The sequence below is a fragment of the Chryseotalea sp. genome, assembly GCF_057350905.1.
Genome location: NZ_JBMRCF010000008.1, coordinates 414,962 through 431,754 on the forward strand (window position 1 = coordinate 414,962; position 16,793 = coordinate 431,754).

At 41.7% G+C, this 16,793-nt stretch carries 26 protein-coding genes; 22 read left to right on the forward strand and 4 right to left on the reverse strand.

The features are described 5' to 3' along the window. Window positions 1-5 precede the first annotated feature (5 nt). The 17 genes from ACO1XM_RS10255 (at window position 6) to ACO1XM_RS10335 (ending at window position 11,223) form a co-directional block, all read left to right on the forward strand. Window positions 6-701, forward strand: a complete 696-nt coding sequence (locus ACO1XM_RS10255; protein ID WP_486228536.1) for an AraC family transcriptional regulator — start codon at window positions 6-8, stop codon at window positions 699-701. A gap of 60 nt (window positions 702-761) precedes the next feature. Further along, window positions 762-1,631 (forward strand): sterol desaturase family protein, encoded by an 870-nt coding sequence (locus ACO1XM_RS10260; protein ID WP_486228538.1) that lies wholly within the window; start codon window positions 762-764, stop codon window positions 1,629-1,631. A gap of 144 nt (window positions 1,632-1,775) precedes the next feature. Further along, on the forward strand, window positions 1,776-2,054 hold the full coding sequence (locus ACO1XM_RS10265) for a hypothetical protein (protein WP_486228540.1): 279 nt from the start codon (window positions 1,776-1,778) through the stop codon (window positions 2,052-2,054). Continuing rightward, complete coding sequence (locus ACO1XM_RS10270) at window positions 2,041-2,526, forward strand: hypothetical protein (protein ID WP_486228542.1); 486 nt, start codon at window positions 2,041-2,043, stop codon at window positions 2,524-2,526. Before ACO1XM_RS10265 ends, ACO1XM_RS10270 begins: the two co-directional genes overlap by 14 nt. A gap of 40 nt (window positions 2,527-2,566) precedes the next feature. Continuing rightward, on the forward strand, window positions 2,567-4,336 hold the full coding sequence (locus ACO1XM_RS10275) for a transglutaminase-like domain-containing protein (RefSeq protein WP_486228544.1): 1,770 nt from the start codon (window positions 2,567-2,569) through the stop codon (window positions 4,334-4,336). Window positions 4,337-4,338: 2 nt separating this feature from the next. Beyond that, window positions 4,339-4,890, forward strand: a complete 552-nt coding sequence (locus ACO1XM_RS10280) for a hypothetical protein (RefSeq protein ID WP_486228546.1) — start codon at window positions 4,339-4,341, stop codon at window positions 4,888-4,890. A gap of 34 nt (window positions 4,891-4,924) precedes the next feature. Beyond that, window positions 4,925-5,653, forward strand: a complete 729-nt coding sequence (locus ACO1XM_RS10285) for a hypothetical protein (RefSeq protein WP_486228547.1) — start codon at window positions 4,925-4,927, stop codon at window positions 5,651-5,653. A gap of 6 nt (window positions 5,654-5,659) precedes the next feature. Further along, the gene (locus tag ACO1XM_RS10290) at window positions 5,660-6,040 is read left to right on the forward strand and encodes a hypothetical protein (RefSeq protein ID WP_486228549.1); all 381 of its coding nucleotides are present in this window, start codon (window positions 5,660-5,662) and stop codon (window positions 6,038-6,040) included. A gap of 139 nt (window positions 6,041-6,179) precedes the next feature. Further along, window positions 6,180-6,548 carry a hypothetical protein gene (locus ACO1XM_RS10295; protein ID WP_486228551.1) on the forward strand — a complete coding sequence of 123 codons (369 nt, stop codon included), beginning with the start codon at window positions 6,180-6,182 and terminating at the stop codon, window positions 6,546-6,548. Beyond that, entirely contained in the window at window positions 6,545-6,856 is a 312-nt protein-coding gene (locus ACO1XM_RS10300) for a hypothetical protein (protein WP_486228553.1), read from the forward strand. The genes ACO1XM_RS10295 and ACO1XM_RS10300 overlap by 4 nt, the downstream gene beginning before the upstream one ends. 2 nt (window positions 6,857-6,858) lie before the next feature. After that, window positions 6,859-7,674 carry a hypothetical protein gene (locus ACO1XM_RS10305; protein ID WP_486228555.1) on the forward strand — a complete coding sequence of 272 codons (816 nt, stop codon included), beginning with the start codon at window positions 6,859-6,861 and terminating at the stop codon, window positions 7,672-7,674. 2 nt (window positions 7,675-7,676) lie between these two features. Beyond that, on the forward strand, window positions 7,677-7,859 hold the full coding sequence (locus ACO1XM_RS10310; RefSeq protein ID WP_486228557.1) for a hypothetical protein: 183 nt from the start codon (window positions 7,677-7,679) through the stop codon (window positions 7,857-7,859). A gap of 26 nt (window positions 7,860-7,885) precedes the next feature. After that, window positions 7,886-8,284: a hypothetical protein gene (locus ACO1XM_RS10315; protein ID WP_486228559.1), complete on the forward strand. Its 399-nt coding sequence runs from the start codon at window positions 7,886-7,888 to the stop codon at window positions 8,282-8,284. After that, window positions 8,284-9,264 (forward strand): peptidoglycan-binding domain-containing protein, encoded by a 981-nt coding sequence (locus ACO1XM_RS10320; protein WP_486228561.1) that lies wholly within the window; start codon window positions 8,284-8,286, stop codon window positions 9,262-9,264. The genes ACO1XM_RS10315 and ACO1XM_RS10320 overlap by 1 nt, the downstream gene beginning before the upstream one ends. A 28-nt stretch (window positions 9,265-9,292) precedes the next feature. Continuing rightward, entirely contained in the window at window positions 9,293-9,823 is a 531-nt protein-coding gene (locus ACO1XM_RS10325) for a glycoside hydrolase family 108 protein (RefSeq protein WP_486228563.1), read from the forward strand. 27 nt (window positions 9,824-9,850) lie between these two features. Then, window positions 9,851-10,519: a hypothetical protein gene (locus ACO1XM_RS10330; protein WP_486228565.1), complete on the forward strand. Its 669-nt coding sequence runs from the start codon at window positions 9,851-9,853 to the stop codon at window positions 10,517-10,519. Continuing rightward, the gene (locus ACO1XM_RS10335) at window positions 10,519-11,223 is read left to right on the forward strand and encodes a hypothetical protein (protein ID WP_486228567.1); all 705 of its coding nucleotides are present in this window, start codon (window positions 10,519-10,521) and stop codon (window positions 11,221-11,223) included. The genes ACO1XM_RS10330 and ACO1XM_RS10335 overlap by 1 nt, the downstream gene beginning before the upstream one ends. Before the next feature lie 6 nt (window positions 11,224-11,229). On the opposite strand, the gene ACO1XM_RS10340 is transcribed toward ACO1XM_RS10335, so the two are convergent. Genes ACO1XM_RS10340 through ACO1XM_RS10350 form a run of 3 tightly spaced genes read right to left on the reverse strand, consistent with a single transcriptional unit; the run spans window position 11,230 to window position 12,986 of the window. Beyond that, complete coding sequence (locus tag ACO1XM_RS10340) at window positions 11,230-11,445, reverse strand: GDCCVxC domain-containing (seleno)protein (protein ID WP_486228569.1); 216 nt, start codon at window positions 11,443-11,445, stop codon at window positions 11,230-11,232. Window positions 11,446-11,457: 12 nt separating this feature from the next. Next, on the reverse strand, window positions 11,458-12,615 hold the full coding sequence (gene merTP, locus ACO1XM_RS10345; RefSeq protein ID WP_486228571.1) for a mercuric transport protein MerTP: 1,158 nt from the start codon (window positions 12,613-12,615) through the stop codon (window positions 11,458-11,460). After that, window positions 12,612-12,986 (reverse strand): ArsR/SmtB family transcription factor, encoded by a 375-nt coding sequence (locus ACO1XM_RS10350; protein ID WP_486228573.1) that lies wholly within the window; start codon window positions 12,984-12,986, stop codon window positions 12,612-12,614. Before ACO1XM_RS10350 ends, merTP begins: the two co-directional genes overlap by 4 nt. 149 nt (window positions 12,987-13,135) lie before the next feature. Between ACO1XM_RS10350 and ACO1XM_RS10355 the strand changes: the two genes are divergently transcribed. The 3 genes from ACO1XM_RS10355 (at window position 13,136) to ACO1XM_RS10365 (ending at window position 14,508) form a co-directional block, all read left to right on the forward strand. After that, window positions 13,136-13,453 (forward strand): helix-turn-helix domain-containing protein, encoded by a 318-nt coding sequence (locus ACO1XM_RS10355; protein WP_486228575.1) that lies wholly within the window; start codon window positions 13,136-13,138, stop codon window positions 13,451-13,453. Continuing rightward, entirely contained in the window at window positions 13,440-13,721 is a 282-nt protein-coding gene (locus tag ACO1XM_RS10360) for a hypothetical protein (protein WP_486228577.1), read from the forward strand. Before ACO1XM_RS10355 ends, ACO1XM_RS10360 begins: the two co-directional genes overlap by 14 nt. Window positions 13,722-14,151: 430 nt before the next feature. Continuing rightward, window positions 14,152-14,508, forward strand: a complete 357-nt coding sequence (locus ACO1XM_RS10365; RefSeq protein ID WP_486228579.1) for a zinc ribbon domain-containing protein YjdM — start codon at window positions 14,152-14,154, stop codon at window positions 14,506-14,508. 12 nt (window positions 14,509-14,520) lie between these two features. Here ACO1XM_RS10365 and ACO1XM_RS10370 read toward each other — a convergent pair whose 3' ends face one another. Further along, window positions 14,521-15,015: a DinB family protein gene (locus tag ACO1XM_RS10370; protein WP_486228581.1), complete on the reverse strand. Its 495-nt coding sequence runs from the start codon at window positions 15,013-15,015 to the stop codon at window positions 14,521-14,523. A 627-nt stretch (window positions 15,016-15,642) separates the two neighbouring features. Here ACO1XM_RS10370 and ACO1XM_RS10375 point away from each other — a divergent pair. Further along, complete coding sequence (locus ACO1XM_RS10375) at window positions 15,643-16,008, forward strand: helix-turn-helix domain-containing protein (protein WP_486228583.1); 366 nt, start codon at window positions 15,643-15,645, stop codon at window positions 16,006-16,008. Continuing rightward, the gene (locus tag ACO1XM_RS10380) at window positions 15,980-16,738 is read left to right on the forward strand and encodes an ImmA/IrrE family metallo-endopeptidase (protein WP_486228586.1); all 759 of its coding nucleotides are present in this window, start codon (window positions 15,980-15,982) and stop codon (window positions 16,736-16,738) included. The genes ACO1XM_RS10375 and ACO1XM_RS10380 overlap by 29 nt, the downstream gene beginning before the upstream one ends. Window positions 16,739-16,793: the final 55 nt, after the last annotated feature.

The window sequence follows — 16,793 nt, forward strand, 5'->3', positions numbered from 1 at the left end:
ATACCATGATACACATTCAGATTTTTGACGACCATGCAACCTTCATCAGTCCTGCTATCCATACTGATAGGCACAAACACCACGCCCTGGAGGTAATTGTAAGTATGAAAGGTGAAATACAAATCGCAGACGCTTTTGGAAATACCTTCACTTCGCAGGCCGCAGTAGTATTACCCGACCAACTCCATCAAACCATAACCACGGGCGAAGCAGCCTTTATTTTTATTGAACCGGAATCCGATTTGGCAAACGCAATTCTGACGGCATTTAAACCTACTCAATCTGTTCAGTCCATTGTGAACAGAATATCAGAAGCAGATAGAAAAACGTTTACCGAGGGCCACATACCTTCGAAATTTATAAAAACAATCAAATCTCTTAACCTGATTGACGACCGTATTCAGACAGCTACAGACTTTATTCGCTCTCATATCACCACACATGAGTTTAGCCTGGAAATGCTGGCGGAGATAGCCTGCCTTTCCACCAGTCGCTTCACACATTTGTTCAAAGCCCAAGTCGGCATTCCGATACGCCCTTTTATTCTTTGGTGCCGGATGCGCGTAGCTGTTACCTCAGTGCTTTCGGGCATGACTCTTACCCAGGCCGCACACGAAGCAGGTTTTTCTGACACCGCCCATCTGAGCCGCACTTTTATGGATATGTTCGGGGTGAACCCCTCTACGGTTTTGAAACAATAGCCAGTTTATTCAAGCATAGGCATTTCTTTCTGGAGACTTTGCACAACAAATTCTTCGGCTATGAAAAATTTTTTCCAGTATTCAATATACCCTGTTTTTATGCTATCCGCCTTCTTCTCTATCATCTGGCTAATGAAAAGCGGCACTAATCAATACCTGGCTACTGTACCCATTATTGCAGTGTACGGCTTGGCAGCCCTTCTGATTGAGCGCTGGATGCCATTCGAAAAAAATTGGGTAAATGGAACTGACTGGAACCTCGACTTTACGTATTACATCGTCAATTACCTCATCAAAGTTTCTGCCCAATTTACACTCATCTGGCTTGCGGTTTGGATACCCTTTCCACAATGGTTCCCTACCACATTGCCATTTTGGATGCAGGTACTATTGGCACTCACAATTATCGACTTCTTTCTATTCTTTGTTCATTGGCAGAGCCATCGCTATGGGTGGTTGTGGAAACTTCACGCCATTCACCACAGTTCCGAACGCTTGTACTTTCTGAATGGAGAAAAGCGGCATGCCTTGCATCAAATTCTGGAAGGTAGTCCAGGAATAATCTTGTGCCTTGTAATCGGCACGCCCCAACCGGTAGTGGTCGCAGCTTTGGCCATTCTTGCCATCAACATGATGATGCAACATACCAATCTGGACTACAAGGCTGGCATTCTGAAAAAGTTCTTTTGCGTAGCTGAACTCCACCGCTGGCATCACCGTGCAGACTATAAAGATGCGCAAGTAAATTATGGCGCATGGCTAACAGTGTGGGATCATATTTTTAAGACCGCATACGACAATCCAAAAATCTATCACACCGAGGGTATTGGCGAAATTGGAATCAAAGAAGAACCAAATTTTCCACGCACTTATTGGAAACAGTTTTGGTATCCGTTCAAAGAGTCAGTGGGTCGCAAATCAAAACTCTGAACATCAGCCGTTCCACAAGGAACATTCATTCATAATCGTTTACAATCCTTCACAACCTTTTACAATCCTTCATAAAGTTACACACTCATTCACTAACGTTCACAATCGTTAACTCTCCCCTTTGAATCGCTGCATATTTGATTCATGAACGCGGAGATAAATCAAAATCATGGGTCGGGCAATTGGATTGCCTTCCTTTTCGGGGCAGCATTCAACCTGCTTGGTAATGTAAAACTTTTATTCATTCTGGAATATGCGCTGCAAGCTGTTGTAGGCGGTATCATCTGTCTTGCCTTCAAGATAATTGGTGATGTGCTAAGCCCGCTCTGGGAAAAACACAAAGAGAAGGTGAAGGATTTCACAAAGATCAGGAAGATCAAAGGCATTAAGCTCAGAAGAAAGAAGCGCAATGATCAGGACTAGCCACATATTGATCGGAGCAGGTGCGGTGGCAGCATTCTACTTTGGAGGTAGCTACCTGTTGAAGCTAAACAGATTATCCAATGAATTAGAATCCAAAACAAAAGTTTCTATTCATAATGTGAATCTGAGCGGCATCGAGCTAACGATCAATGTGAAGCTTAAGAATCCAAGCGGAGGAAGCATCATTGTAAAGCATCCTTTTGTGAAAATGATCTACAGTGACAAAACGGTAGCATCATCACAGGTCAAAGATTCAAACATCACTATCCCAAAATATAGTGAGGTTAACCTTGAGCCAATCCGAATCAAGCTTGGATTCCTGAGCCTGGCAACTACAGTGCCGACATTGATTAAAGAGTACAGGGAAACTGGTAAGCTCAACCTGATTGTTCATACGATAACCACAATCAATGACAGCTTGCCTTACACGAAAACAGACAACATCACTTTGGGTGGAGGGAAACCTGCCTGATGGCAGCAAGGAGAGAGATGATGAAGAAAGGTAGAGGCGTATGGTAGCAGACATAAAGAGGAGGTTGAAAGATGGGAGGGAGTTCGATCATCTCTTTCCTCCACCAGGTGATAGAGACACCACAATAAAAAAGAGTGCGGATGTAGAAGATACAATGAAGCTCATTCGCAAGGCATTGCCACAAACGTTGTGGCAAACGGAAAAGATTGCAAAAGTATTGAAAGGGCGAACGCTGGAAGAAACGTGCTCGAACATCTGGCACTTTGTGTACCAGCATATTCAATACAAAAGAGACGAGGAAGGGGTTGAACAAGTACGAAGTCCCAGACGCGCATGGAGCGATAGGAAGACGGGAGTAGACTGTGACTGTTACACCGTATTTATTCTCTCCATCCTCCGCTCTCTTAATATTCCTTGCCTGGCTAGAATAACCAAATACCCGAAACGGTATCCGGAAGTTCCGCGATGGCAGCATGTATATCCTATTGTGCCGAAGCCTGGTCACCTGGAGGATTACATTGATGAACGTGACTGTTACATCGTGATTGATTGTGTGAAGGACAGGTTTAATGATGAACAACCTTATTTAGAATGTAAAGACTACGATATGAGACTGGATTATTTAGACGGAGTTGAAGATGAAGGACAAGAGGAAATCCAATTCATAGAACATGAAAATGTTGACCTCTCTGATCTTGCTTCACTCTACGATGAAGATGAAATGGGAAACATCTTCAAAAAAATTGGAAGCAAAGTAAAAACTGTTGCAAAGAAAGTGGGCACAGTAGCGCAAAAGGTGGGCGATAAAGTTGGTGATGGTATCAGGTTTATTAATCGCTATGTAAATCCTGCTACGCTCCTGCTTCGCAACGGTTTCCTATTAGCTATGAAAAATAACATGATGAATGTAGGCGGGAAACTTCGCTACGCTTACATGACAGATGCGCAAGCACAGGCAAAGGGAATCAACCTAAGTGAGTTAAAGAAACTGCGATCCATCAAAGACAGAGCTGAGACGGTTTACTGGCAAGCAGGTGGTAAAAAGGAAAATCTAAAAAAAGCGATTCTTGGTGGAAAAGGTAACAGGGATAAAAAAGTACCCTTGAGTGGCTTCGAAGGATTTTTTGGTGCGCATGATGTCTATGCAGATGAAGACGAGTACAATATCATTCATAGCAATGGTGTTGAGGGCTTAGGTGAAATCGCTACGGGTACAGCATTGGCAGCAGCAAGTTCAGCGGTGGCAGCTATTGCAGGCGCGTTAAAACAAGTCAAAGGTTTATTCACTAAAGGTGGTGGCGATGAGCAATCCTTTCAAAGTGAATCAGACGGAGGTGGAGAACCATTGCCTGCAACTATTTCAGAAGATGAAGAGGCAATCATTGCAAGTGCATCAATCCCTTCTTCCTACACACCAACAACTCTAAAAACCAATGAAGCAACAAAAATATATTCAGCACCTGCTTCGCCTACTCAGCCTGTACTATCAAATGAATCTACCGCCAGTAGAGCTATGCTTCTACCAAATGAAAGTGCATCATCAGACAGTGCGCTACAAACTCAGGATAGTTCAGAGAAGGCTGGCTTCTTACAGAAGACTACGACATGGGTAAAAGCAAATCCTGGTAAGTCTCTGCTTGTCGCTGGAGGAATTATCACAGGAGGAGTTCTTTTGATAAGAGCAATGAGGGGTGGATCAGGAACGAATGGATTGGAAGGCGTTCCTCCAAAAAAGAAAAAGACGAAGAGCAAGACTAAACCTGATAGCAAGAACAAAAAAGAAAAAGTAAAAGCACAAAATCTATTATAAGCATGGCTAAGCAGAAGAAAAACAAACAAGGGAATGCACTCTTTGGAACCGCTCCAGTAATGGAACATCCGATAGCGCAGACGGTAACTAAAGGTGGGCTTGTGCTACTCGCAGCCATCGCAGCAGGCGGTGCTGGCGCGGCACTTGGCAAGCACTCGCTGCTTGCAGGAATTCCAGTGACATTGGTGGGTTTCCATAAGAAGAATCCCTACATCATCGCAGCAGGTCTTGGGCTTACACTAAGCAACGGATTTCAAAATCAAAACAAGACTACAACAGTGCAGGGTGTAGATGGATTTGATATGAAACAAATTGCTGAACAGGCAAAAGATCGTGTGGGAACATTCTTCAAGAATTTCTCAGAAAAGCTTTACATCAGCAAAGCAGAACCAAGTGCAACCAACGGACTTGCTGGTGAAGAGCAAGTAACCTACTTCGTCAATCCATACAACAATTCAAAGGAATTGGATATGTCAGCCATTGATAGAATCCAGGAACAGATCGCGAACATGAATGGAATGAATGCAGTGGAAGAAACTGAAAGAGAGTTTTAAATCAAAGAGTAACAATTAAACACAAAGTAAAATTATGCTGGGAGCATTAGGACAACTCATGGAGAGTGAGTACACAAACCCAACGGAGTTGTTGGGTCTGAATGGAGAGATGGATACTGAGTTAATGGGGTATCTGAATGCGCTGAACCCTGTGCAACGGGCAAAGGCGATGAGTAAGATTGTGAAGCGGCACATTCCTTCTCAAGGGTCACGTGCAGAGTTTGAGAAGTTCTTTGTAGAACTACCCAAGCACATTAAAGAGCAATTGCTTCAAGGTAAGTTGCGCCTGGCTGATCAATTGATTTATACCATCAAGCCGATCAAAGGGGCAAAGACGATCAAGATGTTTGAGAGTCAGGACGTAAAGGAAGTGAACCTGCGTAACATCAGTAACGCCAAACTTCCAAAGAATATGGCCTTGCTCGTGTCTGGAATTTATTTGCTACATGGTGTTGCCGATTCATTGGACATTGATGACATCAAAACAACCAAGTTTGATTCCATCGAAAACATTGGAGCACTTGCCAACGGTGAGTTCAAACTCAAGGCCAACAAAAAACAACTGGTGAGCGATACTTCTAACAGGAAGTTCGTGACCACACAGTTTGACATGGTGCCAAAGAGTTTTTACAAGCTTGCAAATCCTCGTCTGATTCATGACGATGTGGACATCGAGTTTGAAATTGAACTTGGAACCATCAAGGGGCTGGATGCAAACTCAGTTTTGTATGTAGGCCTTGAAGGAACTGCAACCATTCCTTAGTAGGTCATGGAGAAGCGTTTGGTGGATAAAATCTACACCTTCCTGGTGGACGCGGAAGGGCAGCCGGTGAGCAAGAAGTTTGACCTAGATAAGAACGTCAAAGTGGTACACGGTATCATGATGAGTTCAGACAGACCGAACCTCTTGTTCTACCGAGGCTCTCAACGGATTGAACTTTCGGGAGAAGAACTTTTCCCAGAAGACTTTGAGAGCAAAATGTTCATGAGTGGAATGGCAGTAGCCCCTGACAACAAATACAAGTCGTTGGGTAATGGAGTAGTATCCGGAAACGGTGAGTTAAAAATCCAGTACAAGGATACGGCCAATCCAAACGCTCCCTTTGCGGCTTACAAAGTTATCATCAGTCTTTTATGTGAGATGAAGTAATGATAATCACAAAGACCAAACGGAGAATCATCATAGCCAAACTTGAAGTGAATAAGCTTGAGCGGTTCAAGCCATTCGAAATCAGGCTTCCGGCTAATGTGAAGAAAGTAACAGGGATACTCGTAACAACATCAGCAACATGGGAACCGGGACCGTAAGCTTTCAAGCTAATGACAAGATGGATGTCTTTTATGTGGCACGACTAAAAGAAGAAGGTATTGAGTCGTCAGACGAATCGATAATTCAAGTCGAAGACTCACAGTTTGAGAGTGACAAGGCTTGGGTTACTGGAAATGTACCGAAGATAAAACCCGTGCATGTTGAGGGTGATACTTCCATCATCAATGCTTGGTTCAAAGGTGAGTCGTTTGACCACCCATTTGTCATCACAGTCTATGTGGAATGTGAAACGGCTGAAGAGCTTGAGGAAGTTACTGCGGATGAAGGATTAGAACAGAGCAAGAATGATAAAGCAGATTTTCTTGAACCAACAGAGATACACTTATGACCGAGCAATTCATTTTAGAGTTTGCGCCCTTGCGATTAAAACAGCAAGGCTATTCGAAGTATCATCTCCGTCACAGGGACTTCATCATCGAGGCAGGAACAACAGTGACCATTCCGGCCTACAATGAAATGTTCTTCATCATTGATGAACCTCCTGGGCTTGTGGTTGATTCTGAATATGGAATGTACGACTCAACAGAAGATCCTATACCGGAGAGCATTCACATTCATCGAGGTGAAATCAAGATAACGAATCCAGGAGCTGCGAAGCGAAGAATAAAATTTATACAAGCAATCATAGTGAATTAGTTATGGCACTACCGAATAAAGAAAAATACGAACAGAAAAAGATTGATAGTCTTTTGCACTACCTGCGCTTATACCATGAGAAAGGTCAACCCATTGATTATGAAATCTTGGTTGATGGATTCAAGGCGGTACGTAGAACAAGTGACCCTGATATGTTTACGATGTTTGAAAACTTCGTAACTGCGGATACGCGATCAATTGAAATTCTACTTTTCACTGGCAGTAGCAATAACAACGAAAAGCGTATTTTTTATTTTGGTGAACAACCCAAGGAAGGCTTATCTGGAGTTGATGTAAAAAATATCGTTGATGAAGAAGTTCAACGAAAACTGCGAGAGAAAGAGTTTGATGAGCTGAAAGACGCCAATAAAAAATTACAACAACACATCGCAGACCTGGAGAGTGAAGTCGAGGAATTAGAGAAGCACAATGCCCGACTTGAAATGAAGCAATCTCCTTTGAATAGTTTCTTAGGTGATGTTGGGTCAAGTCTGGTGGAGAGCTTCATCAAGCGTAATCCAAAACTCATGGCAGCCTTTCCAGGTGGTGAGGCACTTGCAGGTTTATTGCAATCAAACAATGAAGAAACAAGCGAAGAACCAATACCTGATTCAGAAGTCAGCTTCAAACCAAAGGTAAGTTCTTCTGCTTCTTCTCTCACTGAAGAAGACCAGGCTGCTATCCAGTTTGTCAATCAGCTTAAGTCACAGTTTAGCAAAGAAGAGTTTGAGCGAGTACTTCTCATTCTTCAAACCCTTGCCGATGACAAGAGTAAGATTGACCTAATCTTAAATCATGTAAACATTAAACAATCATAACAATGAACAAGTACAGTTTTGAAGTGAGCATTGAGGCGCAAACGCAAGGTGAGGCAGAAGTAAAACTGTCAGCAGCATCCATCTTGATGCAGAAGTTAAAGGCACGCGAAATAGCAAAGCTTGCCGATGTGGTCAAGAATGACCCAATGAAAACATCCCTGGCTAAAAAAGCCTTGGGGTTATAGAGAATTAAAGTAGGGATAAGTAAGACATGAACGCAGACGCACAGAAGGTTCAAAATCTCAAGACCGTAGTGATCTATTCGACACTAGGACTTGGCACTGCTACCGGACTGTTTTTTCTGGCGCGTCACTTTTACAAAAAGACAAGAGCGAATGTATCTCAAAAGCGAAGTTTAGAGGTAGGCGATCCGGCAACATTTGCCAAGCAATTGAAGATGGCCTTTGATAATGACAATTACGCAGGTTGGGGAACGAATGAAAAGATGGTGATACAAGTATTTAACGATATACCATCCAAGAGCATGTACTCAAAAGTGCAAAAGGAGTACGCCAACCTTTATGGTAAAAGTCTGAATGCAGACCTGGAAGACGAGTTGAGCAGTGAAGAGTATAACGAGCTGATAAGGATTTTAAACGCGAAGAACTAATGGCGAAGAAGGCATTGAAGGGGAAGACGAAAGCACAAGCGAAAAAGCCGAAAGCAAAAAAGACAGCAACACCAAAAAAGAGTCAAGGCAAGAAGAGTGCTGTTAAACCTGCGAAGGTATTTATCTACGCATTGGCTCTAGCTGCCCTTGGCGGTGGTGGGTATCTTGTATATGATAGGATTAAAAGAAAGAAGTTGGCTGAACAAAATCAGTTGCCTTCAGACAACAACGATACTATCATTATCAATAACACACTACCAGCTTCGTTTAGCACCATCACATCAAGAATTCTGAGTTCAGCCAGTGACAGTTTCCCTTTGAAGAGAGGAAGCAGAGGTACGCGAGTTACCATGCTTCAACAGGCCTTATCGAAGACTACTCCATCCATTATGATTGATGGACAATTCGGACCACAAACAGCGGGAGCATTAAAGACAGCGGGGTATCCTGAAATTGTAGATGAAACACTCTTCAACAAAATCACCAGATCGACTAAAGGTTCTGTCCAGGTGGTATTCAATCCATCGGCATTAGCTGAGAGTCTTTACAAAGGTGCGCAAGCCAAGAATCTTGCTCAAGTGATGGATATTTTAAAACAGCTAAAATCTGTGACAGAATATTCAGCGGTGAATGAGTACTACAAGAAGCAAAGCTTTATCTCAAAGACCATTGTAACAGACCTCTTGGAATATGCTTTCAAAAGCAATGAAGCTGCCAAGGTGCAGATACGAAATGAATTCCTGCGCATAGGTTTGAAAGTAAGCTCTGCGGGAACATGGAGCCTACAAGGAATCCGACTCTACAAAGACCTCGTCACTATCCGCGAAACAGTGGTAACGGATGCCAGGAATAACCGGATACCTGTGCGCAGGAATACAATACTTGGAGATGAATTGGAAGTCGCTAATGGAATGACATGGTTCAAGTCAATTGATAACAGCATTCTCAAAGTCCCAACGCAGGACGTGAAGTACACCTAAAGGAAATTAAAACAAACAATTAATAACAATGGCAAAGTTTGAAAACTTCGCAGGGAAGCTCCTGCGATTAGAGGGAGGGTATGTGAATCATCCATTGGATAAAGGAGGCCCGACTAAGTACGGAGTCATTCTTTCCGTGTGGAAGGAACACGGCCATGACAAAGATGGTGATGGCGACATTGATGCCGAAGACATCAAGAAACTCAGTGAAGAAGATGCGAAGTGGATTGCAAAGAAAATCTTTTGGGATTACTTCCAGGGAGACTTCATCTTAAATGAATCAGTAGCTCAGTTCATTGTCGATTGGGGTTACAATTCAGGAAGGAAGACAGTGGCCAAGATTGTGCAGCGTGTCATTAAGGTAGACGTTGATGGAATTGTAGGCGCAAAAACACTTAGCGCAATCAACTGTGCCGACCAGGAGCGTTTGTTCAATCTACTCAAGATTGAACGTCAGGTATTCTTGAACAACATCATCAAGAGAAGACCTGACCAAATTGTCTTCTACGATGGATGGATGAATCGCGTGAATTCATTCCGATTTAAGCAAGCTGCATAAAGCACTAACAAGTAAAGAGTAAAACACATGCTATCAAGAATAAAGGGAATTTTGAAAGAGTACGGTTTTGTGTTATACACAAGGCCTTATGAGCTTAACATCGTTGGACTAAGAAGTAAAAGCGTAGAATCAAATTCCTTTGATGATGAGATTCATGTGTTTTACACTTTGCCCAATGGCAAATGGAATTATCACATCTATCCGGCCACAACTGATCCAGGAACATTCTGGCTAAATAATCCTGCCTATCCACAAGGCACAGCCATTCTTGCACAGGGTCAGAATGTGGATGCGTATTCCATTGGAAAACATAGAGGAAAGTATGAAGCTCTTGTTCAGCAAAAACCAGTTACCGTAATACGCGATTATGACCGCGATGCTATTCTGGACTTTAACAATGGCGAAAAACAAACAGGGCATTTTGGTATCAACATTCACAGAGCATCTGTTTCAGGCACAACGAAATCCATTGACCAATATTCTGCCGGATGCCAGGTGTTTAAAAGCGCAGATGACTTTCTGGTGTTCATGGAGCTTTGTAAAAACCACGCTAAGCTTTATGGAAATAAATTCAGCTACACACTGATTGATTTTAGATCGCTCAGAAGAATTACACTTAAGCGAGTAATAACAGCGACAACTGTTTTCGCTGCCATCGCTTTGGGCTGGGTTTTTAAACCAAACAGTAATAGTTAATGGAAGGACTTACTCCACCATTTTATTCGAGAACCGATGAGCTGCTTTATAAAATCTATTTAAAGCTTCAGGGAGGAAGTATGCCTGGACTAACAGCAAACGATATTAATACACTTTCCAAACTTAATGCCATTCTTGAGGATGGAGAACTTATTAGTCAAAGTCAGTTCAACGATACAATTATGGCTTTGCGTGGGAATGTTCCTGTAAGTGCGAATACACTGGAGAAGCTTTATAACATCATTCAAGGTATGCAGTCACTCAAAAGAGAAGACATTGATACTTTAGAAGAGTTAAATGCCATTCTCTCAGATGCAGACCTTGTTCGTATCCAAGATTTAGCAGATGCCCTAGTAGCACTTAATCTTAAACAACGAAATTTTCAATTTTACTTTCCCGATAGCCAATGGGATGACGATCACAACCAAAGTTTGAGAAGAGACCGCTTTGTTATGCGTGGAAAAATTACAGACTTAGCTAACGACTTTACAAATGCCCTATCGGCAGTATCCTATAAAACACGAATTGATACATCAAGCACTTGGGCATATCACTTAAATGTAAGCGCATTACAGAACTGGATTAATGCTAACATCTCCGGAAATGAACAAACAGGAACAAGGTATTGGATCAGATGCATCCCGACTTATAAATCGGGGCATGATGGAGAGGCTGTGAATATTCTCACATACACAAAGCTGTAATTTAGTTTATGAACAGCATGACACACCCTTTTGAATTGGTGGACACTTAACCGTTCCATAAGAACAAAACACACAACAGTCTCCCTTCAGGGGCTTTAGGAGTGTCTTGCAGTTTTCACATTCATAAAAATATTGACATGCGTCAGTCGGCATGGTTTCCTCCTTCTTGTGCCCACAGACTGGACAATTAATTACAGATTGAAGTTCTATTGTCGTACTCATTTTTTTGTTTCATTATAGTGAAGCGGTTATCGTCTCGAGTCGCTCAGTCAGCTTGCTCCCGCAGAAATATTTTGTCTGATCTACCCAAGTTCTCGTTGGCCCTAGTTGGTGGACATATTCAAAAGGACGAGGCAGGCTTTTAGTCCATTTAGTATCCTTATCGAAGAACATATAAATATCCCACGCTTGTTCGCCAGCAGGGTTAATTGACTTAGCAGCGATATCTCCAAATTTGTTTTCTTCATCAAAGAACTGAACAATGCTCTTATTCTTAAAAAGCGAAGCCGCACGGAATGCAGTTTTTTCTCCATCACTTTGAAGCATGTTAGTCCATACGATTATTACCGACAAGTTCTTCTTTTCCATATTGTCAATGATCGTCTTTTGAACAGACTCAGCTCCTTTCAGGCACCACATACATGTAGAGGAAAGTATGGCAATAAATTTTGTTTTTTCGGGATACTGATTGAAAGCCTTTTGTATTTGACTTAAATCTTTCAAATCAATTAAATCCCTATTTTCCTCTTTAGGGAGATCTCCCATAGGAATTTGACATGAGCTTGCGCTACAGTTTTCCCTTCCTTGCAACAACGTGCTGAAAGGAACCCCTTCTACTTTATAGCCTGTACTGTTAATGGCGGCAATAATCTTATCCTTGTCAACCTTCTTCTCATCGTATTCAACCATAGCAGAACCCTGGTCATAAGAAGCCTTTACAGAGGATACCCCCGAAAGTTTTTTCACTTCACTTTCTATATGCAATTCACAGCTTGCGCAAGTCATCCCCTTTACAGCGAACTCTACTCTCTTCTTCTTCTGGTCTTGTATAATAAGCGGAGACTCGTTATTAAAAAAGAACTTGGAGTAGCTAGGAAAAGTGATCAGTAGCAAAGAGAAAATTGTAATGATTCCCAGAAATTTCTTTGACTGAAAAAATGATACCTTTTGCTCACATCCGCAATCATCTTCTTTCTTAGAGTTAATGGCCTGAAACCACGCGAATCCAAGAATCAAAACTGTTGATGAGACAAGATATGGCCTCAAGGGTTCGACCCATGTAAACGTAGATGCGATACTGCTCGTACCTGCTGCGATAGTAAGTACTGGAGTTATACAGCAAAGAGATGCTCCCAATGCGGTAAAGACACTTAATACAATTTGTGTTTTCATACCAACTCTAAAATTTTATTATTCGTAATGAGTTTGAACATGGGTTTGAGGATTTCCGAGTAATCAGGGTTTACCGAGTAAAAGATAGTCTGACCAGTTTTTTTGTATTCAATCAATCGTCCGTCTTTTAGCTTTCGCAAGTGCTGCGAAATAGCTGATACCGTCATTCCAAGAATATCGCTTAGGTCACAAGGACAGAGCTGTCCTTCTTCTTGCAAGAGGAACAATATTTTAAGGCGGACTTCATTTCCAGCAAGTGCCAGGGCATTAGAAAGAACCTCAACAGACTCATCAACTTTTTTGACCTTCTCCCGACATTCCTTGATCTGGTTAACATCAGCAAGAACCCGAATACATGTGTTAGCAATCATTGTAAAGCATTTAAGCAAGTGCTAAAATACTAAAATTACATATTCTTTCAAAATCATTAACAATAGTTCACTATCGTTAACATTCGTTCAAAACAATTAACCTCACGTAATAAGTGGTTACATCTTTAGGCTATTAACGAACTGAGTTTATGGAGGGAGGAAACAAAACAAATAGAGAAGAACAAGGACAGCGTTTACATAGAGACCAACTTCTTACAGCTGGTGATTTTGAAAATTTAAAGCGAGACCTGCTTAATGAGATTAAAAATCTCTTGAAGGGAGCAACTGCCACACCCGCCAAAAAGTGGCTTAAGTCATCCGAAGTAAAGAAGCTGTTAGGAATATCTACTGGAACGTTGCAGAACTTGCGAATCAATGGGTCATTATCTTATAGTAAAGTAGGTGGTATCATCTTCTACGACTACGATCAAATTGCTAAACTGATTGAAAGCAATGAACAACGCTGAACAGTTAGGGAATTTTATTGATCGCATTACTTCAGATGCTAACCTTACAACATCGCACATTGGTCTATGCACTGCATTAATTTCCATCTGGATTAAAAGCGATTTAAGTAATCCATTTAATGTATCGCGAAAGCGATTGATGACTGCTGCAAAAATTAAATCAATCACTACATATCATAAGGTGATTAGCGAACTTGCCACACTAAATTATGTGAAATACGAACCCTCCTATCATCCTGGCAAGGGTAGTCTGATACATATCATTTAAGTATTAACTCACACGTTGTAAAAGCGAATTGAATTTTGAATTTCAGAATTCGGTTCGCTTTTTGTATGTTTGATACATCAAAGGGATTTCGAATCGGTTTTGATTTAGTCACCCCGGTACCAAATAGGTACTATGATATTAAGAAGCGAATAAACCATTATAAGTGAGGTGGTTGTAAAAGTAAAAAAACACCCTCCTCCTCTGCATCAAAAATAAAAACCCTGGAATCATAATGGTTTCAGGGTTTTTTATTTGGCAGCGCTTCAGTCAATTCTTCTTTTCAACATTTCTCTAATAAGATTTTCAGTCTCTACAGCGCTGTCTACTTATCGTCCTTCTCAAAGCTCGACCTCATTAGTTAAATCGATAGGTAATGATTGCACGTGATTTTTCCGATACCACTTTGAGTATCTTTGCGAAAAATTATCGTATGCCAGAATCAGCACAATGCCCCAAATGCCAGTCTCCGTACGGTTACCCTACCGGTACGTCTATGATGTGCCCAGAGTGTGGACACGAATGGAGTGTTGAAAACCTTACCGAAACAGTATCGACTGCTGAAGATGCTGATTCATTAACGGTAAAAGATGCCAATGGTAATGTATTGCAGGATGGGGACACGGTTGTACTGATCAAAGACTTGCCGGTGAAAGGTGCGCCTAAACCTATTAAGGCTGGCACCAAAGTAAAAAACATAAAACTCACCAGCGGAGATCATAACATTGATTGTAAGATAGACGGCTTTGGCGCGATGGCACTTAAGTCTATTTATGTGAAGAAGGGCTAGTTGCCAGCAAAATTACCTATTCTCGATCCACCAAAGATAGCCGTCATAGTCAGTCACGGGCACTTCTGCTGTTACACCCAGTATCCGACACAGGCTGATAATCTGACCGCGATGGTAAGAGCCGTGGTTAACCAGGTGCAGGATGTACTCATAGCGACTTTGTTGGCTGTCGGCAGCTGAAATAACTTTCAACAACTGCTCCTCATTGAAGGATGACAAGTCGCTTAACAACTTTTGTGAACTTGCAAGAAGATCAACGATCACTTCCTCCACAGCGTTTTCTCTTACATCCTGATTGAACGCATTGATTTCTTCTTTCACAATAACAGGATGCCAGTACGTTTCAGCTGCCAGTATGTGTTGGAGTGTACGATCGATTGTTCCAAAGCTTGAGCTGGTCACTTCGTAAAGCGTTTCTCCTGGCAGTGTTAAAAGCCAGGATGTAAGCCGCTCATTTGCCCAAAGGTTATACGCAAGAAAGCGGGTGGTGATCTTTTGAATTTGCATTGTACAGGTTAGTTCTGGTTACATCATTTAAAGTGTGATTGCCATTGTTCTATATTTTGTACTTCCTCAGCTGTCTGGATGGTATCTGCAAATTTATTCCACCGAATTTAAAATCTGGCATTATTCGTAATTCGAGATGTGCTATAATAACATATAGAACAGTGGACGAAATTACATCATCTGTTCAACTTTTAACATGGCTTACATGCGGATCAAATCTTTAGATCGTTTGTTCCATCTTCAAAAAATGATAGGGCGTAATTTCATAAACCTCACAGAGTGCTATTAATACATCAAGGGGCAGGTCATAGTCGCCCTGCTCGATGCGTATAAGCAGTGTCTTGGCAACGGCTTCGCATTCTTTCTTTTGCTCTTGCCTTAACGACTGTAGTTTACTCCCCGCAGCCAGTAGGAATTTTTTGCTATCAAGCTTATGGTGATTTGATCGCTTCTGGAGAATTGGTTAAAGACAAAAGAGTATGATTGATATAATGTTTTTTATTAAAAAGATCATTTATGCTGAAAATCAGCACTTTAAGCAACTTTTCATTGGAATTAAACGTTACAAATATTGACTAAAACATAAAATTGGTGTTTTTTTGTAACAAACTTACCTAACCAGCAGGCATGAACCTCAATGAAATTATCGGCAAAAATCTAGCTGCATTGCGCGAAAAGCGAGGCCTCTCGCAAGAAGAAGTCGCTTTGTATCTGGATGTAAAGAGACCGGTAATCAGCTACTACGAAACAGCCGAGCGCGAAATACCACTATTGCATCTGGAAAAACTCGCTGATCTGTTTTGTGTAGAAGTGGCTGATTTAACTGCCGAAGAACCCACTCCCGAGCAACAGGCATCGTTTGCCTTTGCGTTCCGCACCGATGGGCTTTCAGCAGCAGACCTTCAAAGCATAGGCAGCTTTCAGAAGGTTGTAAAAAATTATCTCAAACTGAAACGACTAAGCCATGAGGAGGAACAGAGCCGTAGAAGTTGAGATAGAGAAAAAGGCATTTGCTTTCAGGCAACAGAATGGGCTCAGCAGTGCAGAGCCTATTCGCTTGAAAAGCCTATTGCTAAAATACAATGTACTCACCTTATTCAAGCCCTTGTCTGAATCCTTTTCAGGCATGGCCATAAAACTTGGTGAGCAAAACCGTTTTATGCTGGTGAACTGCGAGCAGAGTCTGGGCAAGCAACACTTTACAATAGGTCATGAACTATACCATCTTTTCATTCAGGAAAACTTCACCGCACAAAAATGTTCGGTAGGCGCTTTTGATGGAACCAAAGATCACGAAGAGTATAGAGCCGATTTGTTTGCCGCATTTTTATTGTTGCCAGAAGAAGGAATCAAGCAGATGATTCCAGATGAGGAATTAAAAAGGGGAGCAACAATTTCATTGCAGACCATTCTTAAAATAGAACAATTTTATAGTGTATCACGAAGAGCCTTGCTCTACCGTATGCTCAACTTGGAATTCATATCGCAAACTACCTACGATGAACTTACTGTGGGTGTTAAGCGGGGGGCATCGCAAAATGGCTATTCTACTTATTTGTACGAGCGCGGAAATGCCAATGAGGTAATTGGTGACTACGGAGTATTGGCTAACAGTCTGTTAGAAGCAGATAAGATTTCAGAGTCCCATTATTTGGAGCTAATGGGTGCTATCGGTTTTAATCCATTAGAACAAAGTGCGGACGATGAAAATGGAAAAGCATGAAAAACTTATTCTCGTTGATGCAGATGTAATCATTCACCTTTCCAGCTAGGTATTA

What these genes read in the sequence shown, in the direction of transcription:
- ACO1XM_RS10255 (WP_486228536.1), top strand. Translation starts at nt 6, where the DNA reads ATGATACACATTCAGATTTTTGACGACCATGCAACCTTCATCAGTCCT.
- ACO1XM_RS10315 (WP_486228559.1), top strand. Translation starts at nt 7,886, where the DNA reads ATGAACGCAGACGCACAGAAGGTTCAAAATCTCAAGACCGTAGTGATC.
- ACO1XM_RS10280 (WP_486228546.1), top strand. Translation starts at nt 4,339, where the DNA reads ATGGCTAAGCAGAAGAAAAACAAACAAGGGAATGCACTCTTTGGAACC.
- ACO1XM_RS10290 (WP_486228549.1), top strand. Translation starts at nt 5,660, where the DNA reads ATGGAGAAGCGTTTGGTGGATAAAATCTACACCTTCCTGGTGGACGCG.
- ACO1XM_RS10305 (WP_486228555.1), top strand. Translation starts at nt 6,859, where the DNA reads ATGGCACTACCGAATAAAGAAAAATACGAACAGAAAAAGATTGATAGT.
- ACO1XM_RS10335 (WP_486228567.1), top strand. Translation starts at nt 10,519, where the DNA reads ATGGAAGGACTTACTCCACCATTTTATTCGAGAACCGATGAGCTGCTT.
- ACO1XM_RS10275 (WP_486228544.1), top strand. Translation starts at nt 2,567, where the DNA reads ATGGTAGCAGACATAAAGAGGAGGTTGAAAGATGGGAGGGAGTTCGAT.
- ACO1XM_RS10265 (WP_486228540.1), top strand. Translation starts at nt 1,776, where the DNA reads ATGAACGCGGAGATAAATCAAAATCATGGGTCGGGCAATTGGATTGCC.
- ACO1XM_RS10350 (WP_486228573.1), bottom strand. Translation starts at nt 12,986, where the DNA reads ATGATTGCTAACACATGTATTCGGGTTCTTGCTGATGTTAACCAGATC.
- ACO1XM_RS10270 (WP_486228542.1), top strand. Translation starts at nt 2,041, where the DNA reads ATGATCAGGACTAGCCACATATTGATCGGAGCAGGTGCGGTGGCAGCA.
- ACO1XM_RS10370 (WP_486228581.1), bottom strand. Translation starts at nt 15,015, where the DNA reads ATGCAAATTCAAAAGATCACCACCCGCTTTCTTGCGTATAACCTTTGG.
- ACO1XM_RS10285 (WP_486228547.1), top strand. Translation starts at nt 4,925, where the DNA reads ATGCTGGGAGCATTAGGACAACTCATGGAGAGTGAGTACACAAACCCA.
- ACO1XM_RS10340 (WP_486228569.1), bottom strand. Translation starts at nt 11,445, where the DNA reads ATGAGTACGACAATAGAACTTCAATCTGTAATTAATTGTCCAGTCTGT.
- ACO1XM_RS10310 (WP_486228557.1), top strand. Translation starts at nt 7,677, where the DNA reads ATGAACAAGTACAGTTTTGAAGTGAGCATTGAGGCGCAAACGCAAGGT.
- ACO1XM_RS10320 (WP_486228561.1), top strand. Translation starts at nt 8,284, where the DNA reads ATGGCGAAGAAGGCATTGAAGGGGAAGACGAAAGCACAAGCGAAAAAG.
- ACO1XM_RS10300 (WP_486228553.1), top strand. Translation starts at nt 6,545, where the DNA reads ATGACCGAGCAATTCATTTTAGAGTTTGCGCCCTTGCGATTAAAACAG.
- merTP (WP_486228571.1), bottom strand. Translation starts at nt 12,615, where the DNA reads ATGAAAACACAAATTGTATTAAGTGTCTTTACCGCATTGGGAGCATCT.
- ACO1XM_RS10365 (WP_486228579.1), top strand. Translation starts at nt 14,152, where the DNA reads ATGCCAGAATCAGCACAATGCCCCAAATGCCAGTCTCCGTACGGTTAC.
- ACO1XM_RS10380 (WP_486228586.1), top strand. Translation starts at nt 15,980, where the DNA reads ATGAGGAGGAACAGAGCCGTAGAAGTTGAGATAGAGAAAAAGGCATTT.
- ACO1XM_RS10325 (WP_486228563.1), top strand. Translation starts at nt 9,293, where the DNA reads ATGGCAAAGTTTGAAAACTTCGCAGGGAAGCTCCTGCGATTAGAGGGA.
- ACO1XM_RS10260 (WP_486228538.1), top strand. Translation starts at nt 762, where the DNA reads ATGAAAAATTTTTTCCAGTATTCAATATACCCTGTTTTTATGCTATCC.
- ACO1XM_RS10355 (WP_486228575.1), top strand. Translation starts at nt 13,136, where the DNA reads ATGGAGGGAGGAAACAAAACAAATAGAGAAGAACAAGGACAGCGTTTA.
- ACO1XM_RS10375 (WP_486228583.1), top strand. Translation starts at nt 15,643, where the DNA reads ATGAACCTCAATGAAATTATCGGCAAAAATCTAGCTGCATTGCGCGAA.
- ACO1XM_RS10295 (WP_486228551.1), top strand. Translation starts at nt 6,180, where the DNA reads ATGGGAACCGGGACCGTAAGCTTTCAAGCTAATGACAAGATGGATGTC.
- ACO1XM_RS10360 (WP_486228577.1), top strand. Translation starts at nt 13,440, where the DNA reads ATGAACAACGCTGAACAGTTAGGGAATTTTATTGATCGCATTACTTCA.
- ACO1XM_RS10330 (WP_486228565.1), top strand. Translation starts at nt 9,851, where the DNA reads ATGCTATCAAGAATAAAGGGAATTTTGAAAGAGTACGGTTTTGTGTTA.